Genomic DNA, 22,472 nt, shown 5'->3' on the forward strand with positions numbered 1-22,472 from the left:
AAGGTGCTAAATGTATGGATGAAAGCGAATCAATTTTTTGGAGAAATGTGGCCCTTAAAATCACCCAACAAGTGGAAAAAGCAATAAATCAGTTAATTGGGAAAAAAGAAGCCGGCGAAATTATTAAAATGGGGGCCGATGGAACCCCTACCAAATTGATTGATCTGGTGGCAGAAAACGAAGTAATTTCAGTGCTAGAAGGGGTTTCCAGACAGGTTTTACTGATAAGTGAGGAAATTGGAGAACTGGAAATAGGAAATGAAATAGAACCCATATCTGGTGAAAATAAAATAATCAATCCTGATTCTAAAATAGTTTTTGTGGTAGACCCTCTCGATGGTACCAGTAATGCCATAAAAAATATACCTGCATTTGGGATATCAATAGCAGTGGCAGAATACTCCTCTAAAAATGATTCAGCTCACTTAAATGACATTCAAATGGGATTTGTTAAAAATTTTGCCACAGGAGATTTTTTTGAGGCTTTGAAAGGCAAAGGTGCCTTTTTAAATGGTGAGAAAATTCACCCTTCTTCCCTGAGTGAGTTGAGTAGCTCCTGTCTGGGAATATTCATATATGGAAACAGCCCGGATATGATTAATAATCTCTCTCAGCAAATTAGAAGAATGCGAATCATGGGATCTGTGGCCATTGAGCTTTGTTATGTGGCCAATGGTGCCTACGATGCTTTTGTAGATATTCGGAATAATTTAAGAGTAATTGACATTGCTGCTTCCCAGCTCATTATAAGTGAATCAGGTGGAAAAGTAAGTGACACTGAAGGAATACCTCTAAATAGTTTACTAAAAATAAATGAAAGAACTTCAATTGTTGCTGCAGGAAATAATAAATTACATGACGAACTTATAAAAACAATGGAGGTTATCTAATGCACATGGGTATTGTTGCACGCTTTGATATCCCTCGAGCTGTTGAAATGGCTCGTGAAATGACGGAATTTCTAATTGAAAAAGAAATAAAAGTTTCCATAGACTCTTCTTTAATTCAATTTATGCCTGAATTTAAAGAAAGGAGTGTGGAACTTGCAGAAATGGATACTGATATGATTATAGCCATAGGTGGCGATGGAACCATTTTAAGGACCCAAAGATTTGTAAATGGTAAAAAAATACCTATTATTGGAATAAATATGGGTACTGTAGGATTTTTAACTGAAATAGATCCAAAAAACGCATTTGATGCTGTGAAAGATGTTTTAGAAGGGAAATACTTTATAGAAAAAAGGACCCAGTTACGGGTATGCCATGGTGAAGAGTTACCATCCGCTTTAAATGAGGTGGTTATGATGACCCGTAAGCCAGCCAAGATGTTACATATAGAAATTTCAGTGGATGAAGAAATTGTAGAAGAATTAAGGGCAGATGGACTTATAATATCCACACCAAGTGGTTCTACTGCATATTCTATGTCTGCAGGAGGCCCCATAGTTGATCCCAGGGTAGAAGCATTTATAATAGTCCCCATATGCCCATTTAAATTGGGAGCCCGTCCTATTGTAGTTCCTAATAAAAGCCAGATAAAAGTAAAACTACTAAAAAAAGGCAAGAAGGCCATAGCAGTAATAGATGGACAATATGAAGAAGAAATTAATTACTTAGAAGAGCTTATATTTGTAAAATCCACTACTAACGCCTATTTTGTACGGCTTACCCACAATTTCTATCAAAGGGTAAAAGATCTGCTAACCGAGGGTGGTATTAACTCATAAATGGATGAAATATTTTTTAAAGCTTTTTAATTCTGGTGTTAAAATGAATGCCCTGGTTATAGACCTGACCCATGGTGGATTTAAAATAGCCATGGAACTATTAGAAACAAAATATGAAAATATATGGGCTTGGGATATTTACCATAGCCTTAATAACACCCAAAAAGATCTTTTAGAATCCAAGGGAATTAAATTAACCAATGAAATACCCTTAGTTGATAATCTGGATATAATTGCACCGGTACATTGCCCTCTGGATATAGAAATAGACCTTACCCATCATGGAGCTGTAAAATATATCCTGCAAGATTGGAAAAAAAGTGAAATACCGGTTATTGAAGTAACAGGAGTTAAAGGCAAAAGCAGTGTGGTGGGAATACTCAAAGAAATTTTTAATTCCCGTCAACCTTTAGTACTCTCCAGTTTAGGTGCAGAATATTTAGAAAATGAATCAGTAATAAATTTAAAAAAGAATATTAGTATAACCCCTGCCAGCATCATAGAAACTATACAGTTAGCTAAAAATTGTGAATATGGTATTTGTATATTTGAAACCTCCCTGGGAGGTACTGGTTTAGCCGAAGTAGGAGTATTAACTAATGTAGTGGAGGATTATAGTATTGGCCAGGGTAAAAGTAAAGCCAGTTTAGCAAAAAGACAGATATTTGAAAGTCAGATTATATGCTGTGAAAAAGAGACATTAGACCAGTATTATCCTCATCTAAATGAGAACATCCTTTCACGTATTAATAGTTACAGTTTAAAGAATCCACATGCTAAGGTGAATGTTTTAAATGTTAAATACAGACTGGATAAAACTTTTATAGAATTAGATGTTAAAAATTTAAAAACCATTAGTGGAAAAAGTGTTAGCACCCGCTTAAATATTGAAACATTTGCCCCGGCCCCCCATCACGTCAGTAATGTTTTAGCTGCCCTTACTGCTGCTTTAAGCCTTGATTTAAATATAAATGATATATTATCCGGTATTAAACGGTTTAAAGGGGTCAAAGGACGTACTTCAATAAAAAAAGAAGGAAACATTATTATTATCGAGGAGATTAATCCCGGGATAAATGTCAGGGCCCTGGAAAAAACAATTAAAATGGCCCAATCCATGAAAAACTCCATTGTAATTTTAGGAGGAGAATATGGAATCACCTGTGAAGAAATTGATGAATTAGAAGCTGCTAAACTTTTGGATAGTTTAAAAATGCATACTCCTTTAATTTTAACCGACCAGTTAGGAAAAGGGATATTGAAAAAAATGGAATCCCCCTCAATTTTCATTGAAAATCCTCAGGAAGCCTTAAATTATGCCATAAATAAGGGTGCTAGAAAAATTGTTTTTATCTATCGTTCCAATTATTCCAATTTAAAAAAAAGATAGTTTCACATATCATAGACTAAAATATATTCTATTACCTCCTGGTCAAGAAAATATTTCATTACCTGCAAAAAAAATTAATCTTTTTTATAACGATAATTTATATAGACCAGAAAATTATAGTTTTATAAAGCTTTGAGGGGAATAATAATTTACTTTAAAAAAAAAATAGTTAAATAATAACAGGCAAATAAAATTTAAATTTTGATTTAATTACTAATTAATTTAACAACATTTATCTTCGGAGATGATTATTTGATTGTGGGAACCAGAGGAAGCAACCTTGCCACAGTACAGACAAAGTATATAATAAGCGAATTATCAAAAATAACTGATGAAGAAGTAGAAATTTCCATAGTTAAAAGTACTGGAGATAAAATAACTGATACTCAATTATATAATATGGATCCCAAAGGTATTTTCACCCGAGAACTGGATTTAGCAGTATTGGATAATGAAGTAGATTTTGCTGTGCACAGTATGAAAGATGTGCCAAGTGAATTGGATCCAGATTTGGAAATTGTTGCGGTGCCTATACGTGAATCTCCCCATGACGTCTTGATATCAAAATTGGGATGGAATGAGCTTCCTCCCGGGTCTAAAATGGGAACCAGTAGCTTGAGAAGGGAAGCATTTTGCAATCATCACCAAAAAAATTTTAAGTTAGAGCCCCTAAGAGGAAATATAGAAACTCGAATAAAAAAAGTTATGATGGGAGAATGTGACGCCACTTTAATGGCAGAAGCAGGCTTAATAAGATTGGGTTTAACCGAATACATTAAAGAAAGGTTCCCTTTAAATTATATAACTCCCCCTGCAGGGCAGGGTGCTCTGGCAATAATAACCCGTAAAGATAGTGAATTAAAAACCCAGCTTAATGAATTGAATCATTTTACATCATTTCAGGAAATTTTAGCTGAAAAAACAGTGCTAAAAGAATTAGGAATAGGATGTCAATGGCCTTTAGGGGCTATTGCAAGGTCTAAAAATGGTAAATTAAATCTTTATTGTGTACTTTTAGATAAACAGGGACATGTTTTATCTGATGTGACAATTACCGACTCTATTAATAACGCCGAAGAATTAGGAAAAAAAGCTGCAAATCATATGGAGGATTATATTTGAACAAGATTAATGTAGGTGTAATTGGTGTAGGTGCCATGGGTTATAATCATGCCCGGGTATACTATCGTTTGGAAAACGCCAATTTGGTGGCTGTTTCAGACCTAATGAAGGGGAATTTGGCCAAGGTTTCCCAAAAATATGGGGCTATTGGTTATGTAGATTATGAAAATATTCTTGAAAATCCAGATATTGAAGTGGTGAGTGTTTGTGTTCCCACCACACACCACCACAATGTGGTTATGGATGCTATAGATCACGGAAAACATATTCTGGTAGAAAAACCCATTGCATTTACCCTGGATGAAGCTAAAGAAATGGTAAAGGCTGCCCGTAAAAAAGGTGTTAAGTTAGGGACCGGGCATGTAGAGCGATTCAATCCCGCAGTACAAAAAGCCAAAGAACTCATTGAAAATGATGTTATAGGGGATGTGGTATCTGCTTCGGCAAAAAGAGTAGGTCCTTTTCCACCCAGAATTAAGGATGTAGGGGTTACCATTGACCTGGCCATACATGATCTGGATGTGATGTACTATCTCTTCAGTGAGCCTGTGGCAGAAGTATATTCCACCATGGGCAGTATCCTGGAAAAATGTGAATTCGAAGATCACGCCGAGATTATGACTAAATTTAACAGCGGTATAACCGGTATGCTGGAAGTAAACTGGCTTACTCCTTATAAACGGAGGGAGCTAGAAATCACCGGCACTGATGGAATAATATCCATTGATTATATTGATCAAAGTATTGATGTATTTGGAAAATTCGCCCAGGACGTTCATATTAATCATGAAGAACCGTTGAAAGGGGAAATAAAATCATTCCTTTCATCTATTATTAATGACGAAGAACCAGAAATTACTGGTGAAGATGGTATTTATGCACTTAGGGTGGTATTAGCTGCCATGAAATCAGCACGTGATCATTCACCAGTTAAAATTAATGGTGATTTAAATCCAGAATAAGAAAAATTAGATTTTTATGAGGAATTTTTTATAAATCTAATGTCTTATTGATTTTAGTTTAAATTTAAAGGGGTGTTAAAATGAATCAAGAACTGATAAAAAAAGCTCAGGGGTTGCGTAGTCAGGGTTTTACCACAGGAGAAATTGCAGATGAATTAAATGTTTCTAAAGATACTGCCCGATGGCTAACCTTACAGACCACTGGAAAAAGAGATGAAGAAAAAAGTCAGGCCCCCCTTGATTTTGCCATAAACTGGAAAAGTTTAGGTGGTAGTTCTGCACGTTTAAGATATGTGTCAGCTGCCATGGCAGATATAGCATTAAAACACGGTCCTAGTGATGTTATAGTGGGTATTGCTGTTAGTGGAGTTCCTTTTGCCACCATGATGGCTGATGTGGTTGCTTTAGAAACCGGGATTGAAACTTCCATTTCTGTTTTCCATCCTATTAAACATAGAAAAGGCAAAGATGCTGAAGGAGCTATAAGTAGTAACTTTGCCTCAGTAGAAGATAAAAGAGTGGTTATAGTGGATGATGTTATAACCAGCGGCCGCACTATAAAAGAAGTAATTGATGTTCTTAAAAAACAGGGTGCTGAACCCACCTGTGTAACGGTACTGATTGACAAAAAAGGAATATCTGAAATAGAGGAAGTTCCTGTAGAATCATTGATTAAAGTCAGTAGATTGGGATAATAAATTTCCAGGGTTAAATCTTCTTTTAATAATTAAAAAGAATAGATTAAGCTAACCCTTTATTTATTTTTACAAAAATACATAATTTAATAATGCCTGTCTCAATACGGCCAGTGTTTCAAAGTTTATTAAGATATTTATTTATTATAAAAAACTTATTTCTTTATGGTGGATTCATTCCCGCGCTTTGGGGACCTTCACTGCTCTTAACCGTTTCTATAAGTACGGATCTCCCCCATGATATAATAATTATTCTGGTCTCTTTTTTACTTCCTTTAATCATTTACAGCTATGATTATTATGCTGATATTGATAAAGATCTTAAAACCAATCCGGAAAGGGCTAATTTAGATAAAAAATTAAATTATAATTTGATAATAGGATATGTGTGTTTTTTAATTGGTTTGGTAATTTATATTTTTAATTATATGATCATACTCTTTGTTCTAAGTTTATTTGCCATGGGAATATTATATGCCAGTGTATTTAAGAGGATAACCCTGAAAATACCTGCTTTTAAAAATTTTTACCTGTCATTTATCTGGAGTTTGTGGGGTACTTTTTTATTAGTAATGTACAACTATGCAGGGATAAATAGAAGATTAATAATGATATTTTTATTTATTTATGCAAAAGTGCTTTTAAACACTATTTTTTTTGATATTAAAGATGCAAAATCAGATAAAAAGGAAGGTTTGAAAACTTTACCTGCTGTTTTAGGTATATTTAAAACTGTAACCTATCTTCATATTTTAAACCTTTTAACTGCATTTATTTTAATATTAGGGGTAGTTCTAGATATTTTACCCCCATATTGCCTATTATTGACCATTTTCTATTTATATGTATTTTATTATCTGGAAATCATAAAAAGTAAATCCCAAACCCTTTCTAAAAAATCGATGCTTGCCGATTTAGAGGCTATTTTTTATCCATTCCTATTATTTTTTTTTAGATGGATATGGAATAAATAAAAAGAAAAATAATGATTAAAGGGGTTTTTTGGAAATATAATAAATAAAAAAAATAATTAATTATTTCAGGTCCGGTATCTTAGTATGGCCCCAATACCTCCAAAAGCACGTAGAAGTTGCATTCCTTCCTCGGTTTCAGTTGATACTATTTCAACTTCTGTTCCAACCTCCTCTGCCATTTCTACCAGGTCATCAATAACATCTCTATTTTCAATTTCTTTCATGGTTTCGCCACATTTATCACATATTTCTTCCACGTCTTTTTTAAGATTTTTAGAGGTGGCATCCACTTTATTTCCGCAGGAGCTACACTCATAAGCTATCCTTTGGGAGTCTATGCCCTCAGATAATATGAGAATTTCCACAGCACCCATTTGTAAATTTTTTCTAACATCTTTTTCCCCATAGGATGCCAGGCTATCAGCTGAAACCAGTTCAGTTAAAAATTTCTGGATTAGTTTTTTTTCCCTCATTACATCTATTTCATTTAAAACATCCATGGATTTTTCGATAACCTCTCGGATACCAAATTCTCCAGTATAAGAAGTATCAACAGTGGTTATAACTTTTTTCTTAATTTCATGGTGGAGATAATCGCCATTAAGGAACTCTTCTTTGGTATGTCCCGGTCCCCCTAAAATGACTCCGTTTAACTCTTCTAATGACAGGAATGCATCGTTAATGGCATTACCTATTCTTTTTAGAAATTCGTGAGCAGCAAGTTCAATTAAACGATCAAAACGGCGCTGAGATTGACCACCAGCCTTATGTTTACCAGGTACTCCACTGGTTAAAGTTTTAACAATTTTTATTCTTTTTCCAGTTAGAACCGCGACGGTGGCTTCTTTACGATCTAAAACGGCCAGTCCATAAACATCTTTATCACCCATCATATCCTGTAGAGGTTCCAGATAGAAATCTGAATTACAGTGATAAGTATAAGTCTGGATGGGTTCTGGTGGTTCAAAAACATAGGTTTCCATTTTTTCAGTACCCGGCCCTCCTTTAGGAATCATACCCACAAAAAGAACCAGGCCTTTAGTCGGGGGGTTTGGGAACAATTTTAATCGCTGCATGATAACTTCAATAGAAGATTGAACATTTTTTTTAGTCTGTTTGCTTTTAATATTGGCACTCTGGCTAAGTTCTTCTCTCATGTGTTTAACTACATCAGATATCTTTTTATCTGGAGGAATGTATACTGATACCAGTTCAGTGCCCCTACCTTTTTTATCAGACAATTCTTGAAGCGTCCTTTTAAATTCATAAAGTTCGGTTGATGATACATCAGTCAAGATAACTCACTCCTTAAAAACTATAAAAATTAAATTTATCTCTATATTTTAATTAAATCGGGTTTTAATCCAATTAAGGGTCACGCCCGGTCATAAATGAAGAATAGTATGTACATGATAAACCTGCAATAATTGTTTTAAAATATTCTATTAATTTATTTATGTTAACTCAGGGTATAAAACTTATACCTATTAAATGATATTAAAAAAATAGACCGGATAATATTAGAAATAAGTTTAAAATAAGAAACTCATATGACTTAAATAAGATTTCAAGTTTTATGAAAATAATCAGTTATATTTTATTTAAATTAGCAGGTGAAAATAAATGAGAGTAGTAATTACTATTGGTGGATCAATTATCATGAAGGATGAGAGTCCTGAAAAATTCCAGGAATATGCCCGGATTTTAACTTCTCTGGCAAAGGAACATGAAATATTTGTAGTGGTAGGTGGAGGTAAACCCGCCCGAAATTATATAAAAATAGCACGGGGTATGGGTGCAAGTGAATCACATTGTGATGATATTGGTATTGAAATAACCAGATTAAATGCAAAGCTTCTTATAACAGCACTTAAAGGCGAAGCCTATCCAATGGTCCCAGAAAATTTCAACGAGGCCATGGAGTATTCTACCAGCAATAAAATAGTGGTGATGGGAGGAACTGAACCGGCCCATAGTACCGATGCAGTAGGGGCTATTTTAGCGGAATTTGTAGATGCAGAACTTTTAATAAATCTTACCTCGGTAGATGGTCTTTATGATAAAGATCCCCACCAGCATGATGATGCCCGAATGTTTGAAGAGGTAACTGCCCAGCAAATGATGGAATTTCTAAGGGAAAAAGAGGTAATGGCAGGAACCTATGAATTTTTTGATATGACGGCAATTCAAATGATAAAAAGATCCCGAATTAAAACTATTATAGCTAATGGCAAAGCACCTGAAAATTTAATTAAGGTTTTGAATAATGAAAAAATTGGAACCAGAATTATTTAAGATATAAAAATATTTAATAAGAATTTGATTTTATCAAAGGATTACATTAATCGTAAGCAATTAGTAATTAGGTGAAATAATGACCAAACCACATAGACACTGTGCTGTTTGCGGTACCCCTATACCGCTAGAAGAGAGAACCTGTTCTGATAAATGTCAAAATACACTGGCAGAAAGCCGGAACAAAGTTAGAAAAACCAGAATGATCGTATACGCCATATTTGGAGTCTTTATAATTTTATGGTTGTTTTATGTATTATTCCGTTAGAAAATATACAAAAAAGGAATTCTACTTTAGAATTCCACCCATTTCTACTTATAGTATATTATAATTCTTCAATTATTTACGACCCACCCTTAAAGCAATAAGTCCAAAAATAATAAACGCCAGACCAATTATTGCTCCTAAAAAGAGTGGATTTAATGCCAGAGATGCAACCAGCAAGTACAGAATACCCAGGATAACACTGATAAGTCCCGAATACTTTTTATATTTGCTGTCCTGGGATGCAGATAATATCAGAATCCCGGCAATTAATAGCAGTATTCCAGTTACAAACAGATATGAACCTGCTAAATATTCTATGCTAAATATCTGAAATATCATGGAGAGTCCAATTGCCAGAGAAATTATGGCAAAAATTCCCCATACCAGGGCCGTGCTTTGATTAAATTTTCGATCTTTAAAAGCATTAATCGCCATCCATACACCCAAACCAGTTAGGATGAATCCAGATACAATACCTATTGCTACCAGTCCTAAAGCAGGGCTAATTAAAAGAATTATGCCTAGTATAAGTGCAATAGCACCCATTAAATTAAATTTCACCATAATATCACCCGATTTTTATATTATTCTAATTCTATAATTAATTATGTAAATTAATGGATAAAATTTTTTTTAAAAAATTATATGCCCCTGTCCCCACCTTTATTATGAAGTTTAATTCATTAGTAATTAAGTTAATAAAACTCAAAGGGGTATCCCTATTAATTCAAATAATCCTGATAATTTAAGGGCAATGAAAATCAATATAACTGCAAATAAGTATCTTAACTGTTTTTCAGGTATTTTGTGTGCATAGTATGAGCCTAAATATGCCAAAGGGATGCTGAAGATAGATAACAGCAAGAATTGCAATAAATTAACATAACCGGCAGAATAGGGAGGTAGGTTAGGGATATTTAATCCCTGGTAAATATAAGAAAGTATGCCCCCTACAGAAGTAAGGAGAATAACCACAGTAGATGTTCCTACTGCTTCTAGCATACTAAATCCAAGCAAAATTAACATTACAGGAACTAGAATTACACCTCCCCCAATGCCCAGAAGGCCAGAACAGACACCTGCCAAAAAACCCCAAAACAAAAGATGGTAGGGGTTTAAATTTTTAGTTTTACCTCCCGGTACTTTCTGGTATTTTAAAATTTGATAGGCGACAAAAAATAGCAATATTGAAAAAATAAATGTCAAAATATTGGCCGGAGTTATAGAAGCTATGTAACCACCGATAAAGCCTCCTGAAAAACCTGTTATCCCCATATAAATAGCAGGTTTCAATAGGACACATTTATTACAGTAATGACGATATGAGCCACTAATAGCGGTGGGTAAAATAACGGCTAAGCTGGTTCCAAATGCTATGCGGATGGCCATGTCAGGACTAATACCGGTAGATTGTAATAAAAAAAATTGGATAGGAACCATCAAGAATCCACCACCCACCCCTAATAGTCCTGTGGAAAATCCAACTACCGCCCCGGTGATTAATAAAATTATAATAAATTCTAAAAAAGTTTCCATAAATTTAATATAAAAAAGAATAAATAAAATGTTTGTGAAACTAATCATTTAATTTGAAGATAATATTTCTTCAAATCCAATTAAAATGTATATATACCGATTAAAATTTTTTTAAGTTAGTACTGCATCAGTATTAATCTTTAATTTCTATTTGCAAATAGTGGGCAATTATTAAAAAATACTGCCTGAATTCCATGCTACTCTAAAATATTTTTAAATTTGGTGATCTATTGAAAATTAACCGGCTTGTTTTTTTAGGTTTAATCATGATAACAATAGGATTGGTCCTATTTTTAACAGAATTTATCAACCATTTTATAAGGCCCTTCACCCACATCTTTCTGATGGGATCCTCAAAAGGAAAAGACATTATGTTTTTTTGTTTAATGGGGAGTATGTTAATTATTAGCCCTCTTTTTTCTCCAAAAAGTTATCTTAATCAAAAAATACGTACTATTAAGCCCTTTGAAAAATGGGAAAAAAATGATTTTTTGAAGATGGCTATTATAATAGTTTTATTTATCTATATAATGGGAATTATTCTGGAAATCTACTTGAGAATAAATGCCGGCGTTTCCTTATTTACCACCTTTGTTTCACTAAATCCCAGTCCCAGTACTAGCAGTATTTTGCATAGCCATATGTTTAAAGGTGCAATAAGTCCTTTTTTGAATTCATTTATATCCACTAATTCTAGTATCCACACCGGAGGATCATTATCAAGTTATATACCTGATGCAGGCTGGATAATTTTATTAGCTATCCCGGTAGTTTATTTAGGAGGCATGCTTTCCCTGGGAGATAGGAGAGAATACCACAAACTCATTGTCTTATTTGCCCTTACAACAAGTATTATTGGAATGATTGATGGGGGATTATTATCAACACCAGCCCTGGTGGGATTATCAGGTCTCTTAGGAATGTCTGCTCTTAAAATGCCCTTTTCATTTAAAAATTTAATTAGTCCCACCATTATAATTGCCTTTTTAATTATTTTAAGGGTTATTTTAGGACTTTTTGCTTCATTCCCTGATTATTATGAAGTGACCATTATTGATGCTCCCGAGGATTTAAAACTCTTAGATTATAATATTTTGTCCTCCCAGGTTGTTAATAATAAAACTATCATTACCCTGGATTCAAATTATAATGAGATACACCTGATTAATGATTTGGCCTCATCACTGGAAGGGAAAAGTGAAGTATTTTTTATTTCCTGGAATTTCTATTCCTTTTTTGGGAATACAGCTTATTCTTAAATGAAAATTAAAATGTTTTGAAATTAAGATTTTGTAATTAAAAACTAAAAAAAATCCCGGACGGGAGAAAAACAAATGAAAGTTAGTATTGTCATTCCAACTTACAATGAAGAAGATTATTTACCAGAATTACTTGACAGTATAAAAAATCAGGACTTTGCAGATTATGAAATAATTATATCAGATGCAAATTCCAGGGATAATACCCGTCAAATTGCTCAAGAATACGGCTGTAAAATAGTAGATGGCGGTTTACCGGCCCTGGGTAGAAATAAAGGAGCTAAAGTTGCTCAAGGAGAATTAATATTATTTTTAGACTCTGATTTGATTCTTTCACCCAGTTATTTACATAATGCAGTTGAAGAATTTGAAGATAAAAAGCTGGGGATTGCCATATCCCAGATGATTCCCCTTTCTGATAAAAAAAGAGATAAAGTACTGCATGAATTTGCAAACAGATTCATGATAATGGTGGAATCCATCAAACCACATGGGGCAGGTTGTTATGGTATCATAACCCGCAGAAGTTTGCATGAAGAGGTAAATGGTTTTAATGAATCACTTGATTTTGGCGAGGATAGTGATTATATTGAGAGGATAGGAAGAATAAGTAAGTTTAAAGTTTTAAGAAAAGCTCACGTCCTGGTATCTACCCGCAGGCTTGAAAAAGAAGGATTAAAGAGTTTGGCCATGAAATACACTAAAAGTACAGTATATGACTTTATGGGTAAAAAAATCACAGCTGAAGAGCTGAATTATAATTTTGGTTATGAAGAAGAAGTTTCAGATAAATTAAATTCAGAAAATATCGCTTCATCAGCCAATAGTCCGGTGAATAATGGTAAAAAAAGGGTTATTTATTCAGTTTGTGGGGAAGGGATGGGGCATGCCATTCGAAGTGGGGTTCTGCTGGAAGAACTAAATTCTCACTACGATTTAATGATTTTTGCCAGCGACCGAGCTTACCACTATCTCTCTAAAAAGTTTGATAATGTTTATGAAATATATGGTTTTAATACAGTATATGAAGATAACCGGGTGAAAAATAAAAAAACATTTGTTAGATCCATGAAAAGCTTGCCCCGGGATTTAAAAGAGAATTTGAAGTTATTATATAAAATTGCCCGGGATTTTAAACCACATGTTATCGTATCTGATTTTGAGTTCTATGCCAGTCTTTTGAGTAATGTACTTAGAATTCCCCTGATTAGTATTGATAACATGCATATAATTACCCAGGGAAAAATAGAATATCCTTCCAAGTTTAAAAAAGATAAGCTTAAAGCTGAAGCTGTTGTCCGGTCTTTCATTGTGAGACCGGAGCGATTTATTATCATGAGTTATTTTTTCCCTCCCTTAAAAAACAAAAAATCAGTTATTTATCCTCCTGTTTTAAGAAAAGAAATAATCAATCTCCAGCCAGCATATTGGGATTATATACTGGTATATCAAACCAGTACCTCTAATTTAAAGTTAATTGAAGTACTTAAAAAAACTCCTTATAATTTTGTGATTTATGGATTCGACAAGGCCCAGAAAAATGAAAATCTCCATTTCAAGATTTTTAATGAAAATGAATTCTTTAATGATCTGGAAAATAGTCAGGCCATTATAAGTAATGGCGGGTTTGGATTGATTAGTGAAGCCCTTTACCTGAAAAAACCGGTTTACAGCATTCCCGTACAGGGCCAGTTTGAGCAGATACTTAATGCCGTTTATCTTCAAAAATCAGGTTATGGTGAATTCCATGAACATATAAGTCTTGAATCTTTACAATTATTCCTGGAAAATCTTTCAAAATATCAGGAAAATCTTTCAACATACCAGGGAGTGGGTAATGAAGAGATAATTAAAGAGCTTACCTGTTCTATAGAAAGATATTCTAAAGAATATAAGTGATATGGAATAATAAATCGCAAAAATAGTGCTTAGATTAAAAAAATAAAAAATTATGGGTATTTTTTTATAAAGTTACACCCATATCCAGTTGTTCTGTTAGTTCTTTGTAACGGTTTCGGATGGTAACCTCGGTTACACCGGCAATATCTGCCACATCTCTTTGAGTTTTTCTTTCTCCTAAGAGAACTGAGGCAATATATAGTGCGGCAGCAGCTACACCCGTAGGGCCTCTTCCAGAAGTAAGACCTTTTTCCATAGCCTTTTCAATGATTTCAATTGCTTTAGATTGTACTTCCCCAGATAATCCTAATTCACTGGCAAAACGAGGTACATAATCCACGGGAGAGGTTGGTGGTAATTTGATGTTAAGTTCCCTGGTTAAAAACCGGTAGGTCCTTCCAACTTCTTTTTTACTCACCCTGGAGACCTCTGCTATTTCATCCAGTGTACGGGGCACATTACATCTCCTGCAGGCGGCGTAAAGTGATGCAGCTACCACTCCTTCGATACTTCTTCCCCGGATTAGTTTATTTTCCACTGCACTACGATAGACCACTGAGGCAGCTTCTCTCACACTTCGTGGGAGTCCCAGACGGGAAGAATCCCTATCAAGTTCACTGAGTGCAAAGGCCAGGTTTCTCTCAGTAGCGCCGGAAATTCTTATTTTCCTCTGCCATTTCCGAAGACGGTACCATTGGGCTCTGTTTCGAGCAGGAATATCACGTCCATAAATATCCTTGTTTCTCCAATCAATCATGGTGGAAAGACCCTTATCGTGAATGGTATAGGTTATAGGTGCTCCTACTCTGGTTCTTTTGTCTCTTTGTTCGTGATCGAATGCTCTCCATTCCGGACCCATATCCACCAGGTTATCATCTATAACCAGGCCGCATCCTCCACAGACTATCTCTGCTCTTTCGTAATCTCCAATCAGATCTTCAGATCCACATTCTGGACATTTTGTTTCCTTTTCTGTTTCAGAAACATCGTTTTTCATTTCTTGCTTCGTTTTTTACGCCCCCATTTTTTCACAGGTTTTGATGGTATATATAAAACTGCTCCAACCAGGCTATCTAACTTTTTAGAATTGGATCCACGATTAGGTTTGATGGTAATGTATGGTTCTTTAGTAGGTCCAAATACATCGTGTATTTTCCCCACCCTTTTTTTATTCTCAGAAAAAACAGGTAATCCTAGAGCGGGAGTTTGACTGGATCTAACAATGATATTTCCCTTGTTAGAGACATGTGAAATATTTCCTAAAATTTTCATATTATAAACCGAAAATGTTATATATACTCTTAATTTGACTAAGTTATATATAAATGTTTCGATAACAATATATAATATAATTAATTATTATAAAAGTATTTTGTGCTTTATATGAATAAAAGACACTTATATGGCTTTTTAAATCCATGTTTCCCTTAAAACGGACGTATTAATTTGATAAAAGTAATAATTTTAGATATTATGATGCATCTGGCTTTTTATCCGCCACAATAATTTTACCATAATAAAAAGCAGCAAATGCACCAATCATGGTGGGTATAATATAACTGGCCAATCTATCAATTATACTGGCGGCCATTACCACATCCGCAGATATGCCCACCACTGCAAATAATCCCACCAGAGTTGCTTCCCTCAATCCTAAAGACCCCGGGAGGATGGGTAGAAGTGATATCAAAATACCTACCGTATAAATAATAACCAGAGCAATTGCCGGGGGTTGAACCCCTACAGCCAGAAAGCAAACATACAGTCGGGTCATGTCCACCCCCCACATGCCAAAAGATAATAAAACACCTATTATCAATACTTTACGATCTTTTAAGGCCATAGTAAATCCGGTGGTAAATCGGTTGATATAAAAGATTAATTTATCACTGATATCATGAAAATGAATCTCTTTTCTGGTAATTTTTAAAAAGAAAGGAAAAACAGATCGAGCAATAGATAGAGTTATTTTCTGGGCTATCCTTTGATTCGAACCGGCATAAACCACCAGACTAAAGAATATAATAGTAATTATTATCAGTGCCGTGACAATTAGTCTGGTCCAGATAGATATGTTCCAGCTTAATATCAAAACTGCTGCTAGAATAGATATGATTATAAATGGTAAAAATTCAAAAACTCGATCAGCCGTGGAAGATGCGAATCCAATTTCAAAGGGAGTTCCTTTTATTTCCCTTAAAAGATAGGCGCGAAGTGGTTCTCCTCCTGCAGCACCAGGAGTAATGTTATTCCCAAATATACTGGCAAAAAGCATTACCAGAACACTACTATAACGGGGAGACTTATCCACCAGATCCAGGATTAATTTCCATCGAAGGGCCCATAGTAAAAATATGAATGTTTGCAAAACAAAATTTAAAGCCAAAAACCATAAATTAGTTCTTTCTAAAGCCGATATTATATCTCCCAATCCTGCTAGAGCAGTTATAGCAAAGATTAGTGCTGCAGCAGCTAAAAAGGAAATTATTATCTCTTTTTTATGATCTTTTATAAAAGCATAATAATCCTGTTTTTTTATATTAGTATCTGATGAAGACATAAAAGGCCTCTTTTAATTAAATATTCAAAATTTCAGATAGAGGCTTGCCTTCCTCAATCTGTTTTACTATAACATTTTCACGTTTTTTTATTTCTTCAGCGACTTCCATAACCTCTATGAAGTTTTCTCGGGGTACAACCACCACACCACATTCATCACCAAATAAGTAATCCCCGGGATGAACCATGGTTCCCTGACAATCCAGTTTAATATTTATTTTTCCCTCATTTCGAGGCCTTCCCGCATGAGGAATGACTTTCCTGGCAAATACAGGATATTTAATATTTTTAATTGAATCTAAGTCTCTACATGCACCAAAAATGATTGTTCCTGCAATTCCCTTATTTTTAGCAGCTTTAGAAGTTAGTTCCCCCCAGACAGCATTATTCTCACCTTCAGTGAAAATGAAAATTACCTCCCCTGGTAAGGCATGGTCAATTCCCCGGACGGAAGTCCCCCAATCATCATCTTTAGTAGATAAAGTTAATATATTCCCAAATAACTTTTGTCCATTAAGGGATTTTACACCGGAGATTGTGCCCTGATTTCCTGTTACCTGCTTTAAAGAATCAGATATTTGAGGAGTGGATAAATGAGGAATCAATTTTTTGAAATCTGACTTTTCAGTGAAAAATTTATCTAATAACCTGTGAGGGGATTTTCTACGTTTTCCATCCATTTTAAATCAATCCTGAGGTGTTGTAACCTCTTCCACCATGGTTCTACCTGCTACTACCTCATCAACACTGTGTATAGAACCACCATACTCTTCAATAGCCCTGCTGATTTCATCAAAATTGAGGTCATTCCCCTGGATGGTGACTTTGATATTTTCAGTTTCCTTATCAATTTCCATTAAAGTGATATTCACACCTTCCACTCCACTTAATTCACTTAAATATTTAGCATAGTAAGGTATTATTGGATCATGGGGCTTTAAAATATCCAGAACAATTCTAATCAAACCTTTTGCCAATTATGATTCCTCCCAAATTTTTATTATCAGGTTATATTTATTTTACTAATAGATTAAAAAATAATTATTGGTCTTTAATTAATTTAACTTTGCATTTTCTAATTGATAAATCTATAATTCTAGAAGAGGGATTATAAGTTTTTTAGATAAAAATTTTGGATATCCCCTGCTGCTTCTCAAATTTAAATTGTCTCATTACCAGATCTACAAGGCTATAGATTTTTGTGGGAATTGTATTTTTTTTAGAATATTAACACATCTTCAATTTTATATATGAGTTTGATTATATATTTCCTATAGATACTATTACAGTGATAATATATTTTACAGTCACCTTAAAAAGGGCTTAACATGAGCTATAGGAGATTATTACGTTTAAGTGAAGAACTAGATGAATTAAAAAAGAATGGGGAAGAAGGAGTACCTATCCTTATAGAGGGCAAAAAAGATGAGGAAGCTCTTGAAAAATTAGGCATAAAAGGGGATTTTATAAAAGTTTCCGGTTCTCATCTGAAACTTTTTGAAGTTGCCGAATTAGCTGCTAATTCATCTTCAAAGGTAATTATTCTCACCGATTTTGATAAAAAAGGAAATCAATTGGCAAAAAAATTATCCAGAGATATTCAAAGCCTTGGATCCCATCCAAATTTACAGATTAGAAAAAGAATAATGGGATTGACCCGTCGATATATCAAAGACATTGAAAGTCTTCCCAAACACATTATTCAACTGGAACTTGATGTTTATCCCCATAGTTGCTGTATACCATCACTGTTTTCATATCGCAATTCATTAATTTAAATTTTAAAATTATAAATTGCGAATGCAAGTCTATTTGATTTGCAAATATTCAGGTAATCCTAAAACAGAATTACAAGGATAACAAATTTTATCCCTGAAAGTATCTACATTAATAGGGAGGCTTAATATGGGAAAAGAAGAAATAAGTACAACTAAATATCTCATTCACGCTCAAATTAATGCTAATGGAATTGTAGAAAAGCCAGATGTGGTGGGGGCTATATTTGGTCAAACTGAAGGTCTTTTAAGTAATGATCTGGATCTTCGAGAGCTGCAAAAAACGGGCAGAATAGGTAGAATCAAAGTGAATATAACTTCAAGAGGAGGGCGTTCTAAAGGAGAAATAGTTATTCCTTCAAGTCTTGATCGAGTTGAAACAGCCATACTGGCTGCTTCTCTAGAAACAATTAACCGGGTCGGTCCCTGCGAAGCATATATACAGGTTTCAAAAGTGGAAGATGTCCGGGCGGTCAAACGTAAAAAAGTGGTAGATCGGGCCAAAGAGATATACGCGGGAATGATGGATGAAGTAACTCCAGAAAGTCTAAAAATGATTGAAGAAGTTAAAGAAGCCATGCGTATACATGAAATTGCCGAATATGGTGATGAAAAACTTCCAGCAGGTCCTAATGTTCCTACTTCAGATGCCATTCTGGTAGTAGAAGGTCGGAGTGATGTTTTAAATTTACTAAAACATGGAATAAAAAACGCCATTGCAGTTGAAGGAGTAAGTGTTCCCCGGACTGTAGCTGAATTGACCCGTAAAAAGACAGTAACTGCTTTTGTAGATGGTGATCGTGGCGGAGAATTAATTTTAAAAGAATTACTCCAAGTAGGGGAAATAGACTACGTAACCCGTGCTCCTAAAGGAAAAGAAGTGGAAGATCTGGGTAAAGACGAGATAATGGTTGCTCTCCGGGATAAAGTACCTATTGAACAGATGTACCATGACCTGGGCATTAAAGTAGAACCTAAAACTGAAGACAAGATGGTTTTACTGAAAAATATCCTGAAAGACCTGGAAAGTACAGGAAATGCAGAGATATTAGACGATGCTCTTAATATTTTAAAAGAAGTTAAAGTTGAAAATTTATATGAAGAATTGAAAAGAGTGACCAACCACCCCTATGCCGTGGTTTTTGATGGTGTAATTAGTCAGCGCCTGATAGATATTGCTATGGATAAAGGAGTGAAGCATATAGTTGCAGTAAGAACTGGTGAAGTGGTTAAAAGGCCAGAAAAAATAAAAATTATCACCCACCAGTAGAATAATGCTATAAAGCCTGTAAATTTTTTTTATTTTTTTTATTTTTTTATCCGTACTAAAAATATGCACTTGAGGCATTAAAATGTACATTAATCTGAAAAAAAAGTTTTTAGATGAAATAGAAACTACTGCAGAAATAAATATTCCCCCGGATCCTCTGGATAGAGTAATTGGGCACGATGATGTTATTTGGCTGGCAAAAGTTGCTGCCAGGCAAAAAAGAAATTTGTTACTGGTTGGTCCTCCGGGAATAGGAAAATCCCTTATTGCTCAATCCCTATCTTTTCATTTATCTACTCCCAGTGAAGAAATATCCACTGTTCATAACCCTGAAAGGCCAGAAAGACCTTTTATTGAGGTAAAAACGAAAAAAGAGATAGATAATGAAATTAAAGATAAAAAAAGAGCTGAAGGAGAATATATAAGTCCAGAAATGGTTCCAGATTTAGTAGCTGAAAGATTAGGATTTAAATGTATTCACTGTGGAGATTACAATAGTGCTTACCAGAGCATATGCCCCCAATGTGGCGGAGACAAATTTTCACATATCAGTGCCCGGAGGAAACACCTGGGTGACCTATTAGGAATGTTTGAAATGAACTCCGGTTCGGAAAATATTCCTCAAGAAAGGGTCACCACCACCCGAATAGTTAATAATCGGGAAGAAGTGGTGATATATGAAAGGGTGAATGGAAAAGAAATAAAGGTAATGGATCAACAATCACTGGAAAAAAGGCGGAAGATAGTGGAAGAAAATCCCCGCCATGTAATAGTTCCCCTTAAACGGAAAAATTTTATTCAGGCTACTGGTGCCAGTGAAACCGAGTTATTAGGTGATGTGAGACACGATCCTTATGGTGGACATTGTGAACTGGGTAGTGCCCCCTATGAAAGAGTAATCCCGGGAGCCATACACGAGGCCCATGAAGGAGTGCTTTTTATCGATGAAATAATTCACATCGCCAGTTTGCAGCGATACATATTAAGTGCCATGCAGGAAAAAATATTCCCCATTGTAGGCAGAAATCCTCAGAGCGCAGGTAGTTCAGTTAAGGTGGAAAGTGTTCCTTGCGACTTTATTTTTGTTGCAGCATGTAATCTAATGGATTTGAAATATATTTTACCTCCCCTCAGATCCCGTATACAGGGAGAAGGATATGAAGTACTTATGAATACCACCATGAAAGCTAATCCTGAAAATGCTGAAAAAATAGGTCAGTTTATTGCCCAGGAAATCAATATAGATGGTAAGATACCTCACGCAACTAAAGAAGCTGTTCAAATATTAATTAAAGAGGCTAAAAAAAGAGCATATTTGATTGATGAAGAGAAAGATGCTTTTACCCTTCGACTTCGAGACCTGGGAGGAGTTATTAGAATGGCAGGTGATTTGGCTGTGATGGAAGAAAGTAGCGTTATAAGCAAAAAACATATGTCCCTGGCTGTAATTAAATCTCTTTCTATTGAAAATCAAATATTAAAGCGTTATGAAAGCTATGAAAAAGCTATCCAGCAAGATTTAGCTTCGTCCCATGTTATCCCTGATCATCATGCTCCCTTCAAAAATGAAAATGTGGATCGCAGCTACCTTTAAAAAATATTATTCCAAATATACCGTCTATTTAATCCAGAGACAACAAACACTATAATATAAATAATAATAGATTTGAGTTATATAAAATCATTAAAACTTGATATCATGAATCCTTATCCTCAAAAAAATGGAAAAACTCAGATTAATCCTTCAGGAGATTTTAATTCATCACCATCTACCTGGTCCCAGGAAGGTGGAAGAAAAACTATTTTAGAAGTACTGGATTTTCCAGATATGATTGAAGAATATTTAATAGAACTGGAAATTCGAAATTATTCTATTAACACCATAAAAACATATAAATCAATTGTTAATAATTTTTATAAATTTTTAATGGGTGAAAAAGACCTTTATGACGATCGTAGAGTTTTAAGATCCTTCAAAAGATATATTCAATTCCTCAAAAGGGATAAGCAGGTTTCACAAAATTATATTTATCTGGTGACCGTGGTGGTGAAAAAATTTTTGGAGTACCACAATATTTACATTTTGAATGAAGTTAAAACTCCAAAAAGAACCAAATCTCTGCCTAAATCTTTGAATGAAACTGAAGTAAAGAATTTAATTAATGCAGTTGAATGTAATCTCCATAGTCAGGAAGAGTCACATGGACAAAAATGTATCAAGTTGCGTAATAAAGTTATACTTGCTCTATTATACTCGTCTGGACTTCGAATATCTGAACTGGTATCTTTAAAGTCGGATGATGTGGATCCTGATGATAGAACTATTCGAATAAGAGGTAAGGGTGAAAAAGATCGTATTGTGCTGTTTGATGAAGAAACAAAGAATTTAATTAAAAAGTATATTACATTTATAGGCCATGAAGATGATTATCTATTTTTGAACCGTTTTGGAAACCCTATAACTCCCCGGTATGTGCAGATGATGATAAAAAATTATGCCCGGCAGGCCGGTATCAAAAAAAAAGTAACCCCTCATATTTTAAGGCACTCTTTTGCCACCCATCTTCTAAAAAATGGTGTGGATATAAGGGCCATACAGCAGCTTTTAGGACATTCAAACCTTTCTACTACTCAAATTTACACCAGTGTAGATATGCAAACCCTGAGAAATGTTTATGACCGTGCAAGATTAAAGTAGTTTAAAAAAAATGAAGTGTAATTCATTAAAATTAAAAAATA

The 22,472-nt window shown here is 34.5% G+C and carries 23 protein-coding genes; 15 read left to right on the forward strand and 8 right to left on the reverse strand.

What is annotated here, in order from left to right:
• Positions 1 to 14 precede the first annotated feature (14 nt).
• The 7 genes from HYG87_RS03660 (at position 15) to HYG87_RS03690 (ending at position 6,872) form a co-directional block, all read left to right on the forward strand.
• On the forward strand, positions 15 to 890 hold the full coding sequence (locus HYG87_RS03660) for a bifunctional fructose-bisphosphatase/inositol-phosphate phosphatase (protein ID WP_211533873.1): 876 nt from the start codon (positions 15 to 17) through the stop codon (positions 888 to 890).
• Positions 890 to 1,729 carry an NAD(+) kinase gene (locus tag HYG87_RS03665; protein ID WP_211533874.1) on the forward strand — a complete coding sequence of 280 codons (840 nt, stop codon included), beginning with the start codon at positions 890 to 892 and terminating at the stop codon, positions 1,727 to 1,729. Before HYG87_RS03660 ends, HYG87_RS03665 begins: the two co-directional genes overlap by 1 nt.
• A gap of 43 nt (positions 1,730 to 1,772) precedes the next feature.
• On the forward strand, positions 1,773 to 3,119 hold the full coding sequence (gene cfbE, locus HYG87_RS03670) for a coenzyme F430 synthase (RefSeq protein ID WP_211533875.1): 1,347 nt from the start codon (positions 1,773 to 1,775) through the stop codon (positions 3,117 to 3,119).
• 252 nt (positions 3,120 to 3,371) lie between these two features.
• A complete protein-coding gene (gene hemC / locus HYG87_RS03675; RefSeq protein WP_211533876.1) occupies positions 3,372 to 4,241 on the forward strand; it encodes a hydroxymethylbilane synthase in 870 nt (289 codons plus the stop codon).
• The gene (locus HYG87_RS03680; protein WP_211533877.1) at positions 4,238 to 5,203 is read left to right on the forward strand and encodes a Gfo/Idh/MocA family protein; all 966 of its coding nucleotides are present in this window, start codon (positions 4,238 to 4,240) and stop codon (positions 5,201 to 5,203) included. The genes hemC and HYG87_RS03680 overlap by 4 nt, the downstream gene beginning before the upstream one ends.
• Before the next feature lie 80 nt (positions 5,204 to 5,283).
• Positions 5,284 to 5,898, forward strand: coding sequence for an orotate phosphoribosyltransferase-like protein (locus HYG87_RS03685; protein WP_211533878.1), 615 nt, complete (start codon positions 5,284 to 5,286; stop codon positions 5,896 to 5,898).
• A 92-nt stretch (positions 5,899 to 5,990) separates the two neighbouring features.
• Complete coding sequence (locus HYG87_RS03690; RefSeq protein ID WP_211533879.1) at positions 5,991 to 6,872, forward strand: UbiA family prenyltransferase; 882 nt, start codon at positions 5,991 to 5,993, stop codon at positions 6,870 to 6,872.
• Positions 6,873 to 6,937: 65 nt separating this feature from the next.
• On the opposite strand, the gene prf1 is transcribed toward HYG87_RS03690, so the two are convergent.
• Entirely contained in the window at positions 6,938 to 8,167 is a 1,230-nt protein-coding gene (gene prf1 / locus HYG87_RS03695) for a peptide chain release factor aRF-1 (RefSeq protein ID WP_211533880.1), read from the reverse strand.
• A 328-nt stretch (positions 8,168 to 8,495) separates the two neighbouring features.
• On the opposite strand from prf1, the gene pyrH reads away from it, so the two are divergent.
• Together pyrH and HYG87_RS03705 are read left to right on the forward strand one after the other, a co-directional pair.
• Positions 8,496 to 9,167 (forward strand): UMP kinase, encoded by a 672-nt coding sequence (gene pyrH / locus HYG87_RS03700; protein ID WP_211533881.1) that lies wholly within the window; start codon positions 8,496 to 8,498, stop codon positions 9,165 to 9,167.
• Between the two features lie 79 nt (positions 9,168 to 9,246).
• Complete coding sequence (locus HYG87_RS03705; protein WP_211533882.1) at positions 9,247 to 9,435, forward strand: DUF2116 family Zn-ribbon domain-containing protein; 189 nt, start codon at positions 9,247 to 9,249, stop codon at positions 9,433 to 9,435.
• Positions 9,436 to 9,507: 72 nt separating this feature from the next.
• Here HYG87_RS03705 and HYG87_RS03710 read toward each other — a convergent pair whose 3' ends face one another.
• Both HYG87_RS03710 and HYG87_RS03715 read right to left on the reverse strand, forming a co-directional pair.
• On the reverse strand, positions 9,508 to 9,999 hold the full coding sequence (locus tag HYG87_RS03710) for a DUF308 domain-containing protein (RefSeq protein ID WP_211533883.1): 492 nt from the start codon (positions 9,997 to 9,999) through the stop codon (positions 9,508 to 9,510).
• A gap of 141 nt (positions 10,000 to 10,140) precedes the next feature.
• Positions 10,141 to 10,971: a sulfite exporter TauE/SafE family protein gene (locus HYG87_RS03715; RefSeq protein WP_211533884.1), complete on the reverse strand. Its 831-nt coding sequence runs from the start codon at positions 10,969 to 10,971 to the stop codon at positions 10,141 to 10,143.
• 395 nt (positions 10,972 to 11,366) lie between these two features.
• On the opposite strand from HYG87_RS03715, the gene HYG87_RS03720 reads away from it, so the two are divergent.
• Positions 11,367 to 12,230: a hypothetical protein gene (locus HYG87_RS03720; protein ID WP_211533885.1), complete on the forward strand. Its 864-nt coding sequence runs from the start codon at positions 11,367 to 11,369 to the stop codon at positions 12,228 to 12,230.
• Between the two features lie 75 nt (positions 12,231 to 12,305).
• Entirely contained in the window at positions 12,306 to 14,129 is a 1,824-nt protein-coding gene (locus HYG87_RS03725) for an MJ1255/VC2487 family glycosyltransferase (protein ID WP_211533886.1), read from the forward strand.
• A gap of 64 nt (positions 14,130 to 14,193) precedes the next feature.
• Here the strand turns inward: HYG87_RS03725 and HYG87_RS03730 are convergent, their stop codons facing one another.
• From HYG87_RS03730 to HYG87_RS03750, 5 genes are all read right to left on the reverse strand, one after another.
• Complete coding sequence (locus tag HYG87_RS03730; protein WP_211533887.1) at positions 14,194 to 15,126, reverse strand: transcription initiation factor IIB; 933 nt, start codon at positions 15,124 to 15,126, stop codon at positions 14,194 to 14,196.
• Complete coding sequence (locus tag HYG87_RS03735) at positions 15,123 to 15,401, reverse strand: H/ACA ribonucleoprotein complex subunit GAR1 (RefSeq protein ID WP_211533888.1); 279 nt, start codon at positions 15,399 to 15,401, stop codon at positions 15,123 to 15,125. The genes HYG87_RS03730 and HYG87_RS03735 overlap by 4 nt, the downstream gene beginning before the upstream one ends.
• Before the next feature lie 199 nt (positions 15,402 to 15,600).
• Entirely contained in the window at positions 15,601 to 16,689 is a 1,089-nt protein-coding gene (locus HYG87_RS03740; protein ID WP_211533889.1) for a UPF0104 family protein, read from the reverse strand.
• Positions 16,690 to 16,705: 16 nt separating this feature from the next.
• Complete coding sequence (locus HYG87_RS03745; RefSeq protein ID WP_211533890.1) at positions 16,706 to 17,368, reverse strand: RraA family protein; 663 nt, start codon at positions 17,366 to 17,368, stop codon at positions 16,706 to 16,708.
• Positions 17,369 to 17,374: 6 nt separating this feature from the next.
• Positions 17,375 to 17,665, reverse strand: a complete 291-nt coding sequence (locus HYG87_RS03750) for a DUF211 domain-containing protein (RefSeq protein WP_211533891.1) — start codon at positions 17,663 to 17,665, stop codon at positions 17,375 to 17,377.
• 351 nt (positions 17,666 to 18,016) lie between these two features.
• Between HYG87_RS03750 and HYG87_RS03755 the strand changes: the two genes are divergently transcribed.
• From HYG87_RS03755 to xerA, 4 genes are all read left to right on the forward strand, one after another.
• Entirely contained in the window at positions 18,017 to 18,466 is a 450-nt protein-coding gene (locus HYG87_RS03755; RefSeq protein WP_211533892.1) for a toprim domain-containing protein, read from the forward strand.
• A gap of 127 nt (positions 18,467 to 18,593) precedes the next feature.
• Entirely contained in the window at positions 18,594 to 19,733 is a 1,140-nt protein-coding gene (gene dnaG / locus HYG87_RS03760; protein WP_211533893.1) for a DNA primase DnaG, read from the forward strand.
• Between the two features lie 82 nt (positions 19,734 to 19,815).
• The gene (locus tag HYG87_RS03765; protein ID WP_211533894.1) at positions 19,816 to 21,327 is read left to right on the forward strand and encodes an ATP-binding protein; all 1,512 of its coding nucleotides are present in this window, start codon (positions 19,816 to 19,818) and stop codon (positions 21,325 to 21,327) included.
• 105 nt (positions 21,328 to 21,432) lie between these two features.
• Positions 21,433 to 22,431 carry a site-specific tyrosine recombinase/integron integrase gene (gene xerA, locus HYG87_RS03770; RefSeq protein ID WP_211533895.1) on the forward strand — a complete coding sequence of 333 codons (999 nt, stop codon included), beginning with the start codon at positions 21,433 to 21,435 and terminating at the stop codon, positions 22,429 to 22,431.
• The last annotated feature ends 41 nt before the right edge of the window (positions 22,432 to 22,472 follow it).

The organism is Methanobacterium alkalithermotolerans (assembly GCF_018141185.1).
GTDB lineage: Archaea > Methanobacteriota > Methanobacteria > Methanobacteriales > Methanobacteriaceae > Methanobacterium_F > Methanobacterium_F alkalithermotolerans.

What these genes read in the sequence shown, in the direction of transcription:
- HYG87_RS03660 (WP_211533873.1), top strand. Translation starts at nt 15, where the DNA reads ATGGATGAAAGCGAATCAATTTTTTGGAGAAATGTGGCCCTTAAAATC.
- HYG87_RS03665 (WP_211533874.1), top strand. Translation starts at nt 890, where the DNA reads ATGCACATGGGTATTGTTGCACGCTTTGATATCCCTCGAGCTGTTGAA.
- cfbE (WP_211533875.1), top strand. Translation starts at nt 1,773, where the DNA reads ATGAATGCCCTGGTTATAGACCTGACCCATGGTGGATTTAAAATAGCC.
- HYG87_RS03685 (WP_211533878.1), top strand. Translation starts at nt 5,284, where the DNA reads ATGAATCAAGAACTGATAAAAAAAGCTCAGGGGTTGCGTAGTCAGGGT.
- HYG87_RS03690 (WP_211533879.1), top strand. Translation starts at nt 5,991, where the DNA reads ATGCCTGTCTCAATACGGCCAGTGTTTCAAAGTTTATTAAGATATTTA.
- pyrH (WP_211533881.1), top strand. Translation starts at nt 8,496, where the DNA reads ATGAGAGTAGTAATTACTATTGGTGGATCAATTATCATGAAGGATGAG.
- HYG87_RS03705 (WP_211533882.1), top strand. Translation starts at nt 9,247, where the DNA reads ATGACCAAACCACATAGACACTGTGCTGTTTGCGGTACCCCTATACCG.
- HYG87_RS03710 (WP_211533883.1), bottom strand. Translation starts at nt 9,999, where the DNA reads ATGGTGAAATTTAATTTAATGGGTGCTATTGCACTTATACTAGGCATA.
- HYG87_RS03715 (WP_211533884.1), bottom strand. Translation starts at nt 10,971, where the DNA reads ATGGAAACTTTTTTAGAATTTATTATAATTTTATTAATCACCGGGGCG.
- HYG87_RS03720 (WP_211533885.1), top strand. Translation starts at nt 11,367, where the DNA reads ATGTTAATTATTAGCCCTCTTTTTTCTCCAAAAAGTTATCTTAATCAA.
- HYG87_RS03725 (WP_211533886.1), top strand. Translation starts at nt 12,306, where the DNA reads ATGAAAGTTAGTATTGTCATTCCAACTTACAATGAAGAAGATTATTTA.
- HYG87_RS03730 (WP_211533887.1), bottom strand. Translation starts at nt 15,126, where the DNA reads ATGAAAAACGATGTTTCTGAAACAGAAAAGGAAACAAAATGTCCAGAA.
- HYG87_RS03735 (WP_211533888.1), bottom strand. Translation starts at nt 15,401, where the DNA reads ATGAAAATTTTAGGAAATATTTCACATGTCTCTAACAAGGGAAATATC.
- HYG87_RS03740 (WP_211533889.1), bottom strand. Translation starts at nt 16,689, where the DNA reads ATGTCTTCATCAGATACTAATATAAAAAAACAGGATTATTATGCTTTT.
- HYG87_RS03745 (WP_211533890.1), bottom strand. Translation starts at nt 17,368, where the DNA reads ATGGATGGAAAACGTAGAAAATCCCCTCACAGGTTATTAGATAAATTT.
- HYG87_RS03755 (WP_211533892.1), top strand. Translation starts at nt 18,017, where the DNA reads ATGAGCTATAGGAGATTATTACGTTTAAGTGAAGAACTAGATGAATTA.
- dnaG (WP_211533893.1), top strand. Translation starts at nt 18,594, where the DNA reads ATGGGAAAAGAAGAAATAAGTACAACTAAATATCTCATTCACGCTCAA.
- HYG87_RS03765 (WP_211533894.1), top strand. Translation starts at nt 19,816, where the DNA reads ATGTACATTAATCTGAAAAAAAAGTTTTTAGATGAAATAGAAACTACT.
- xerA (WP_211533895.1), top strand. Translation starts at nt 21,433, where the DNA reads ATGAATCCTTATCCTCAAAAAAATGGAAAAACTCAGATTAATCCTTCA.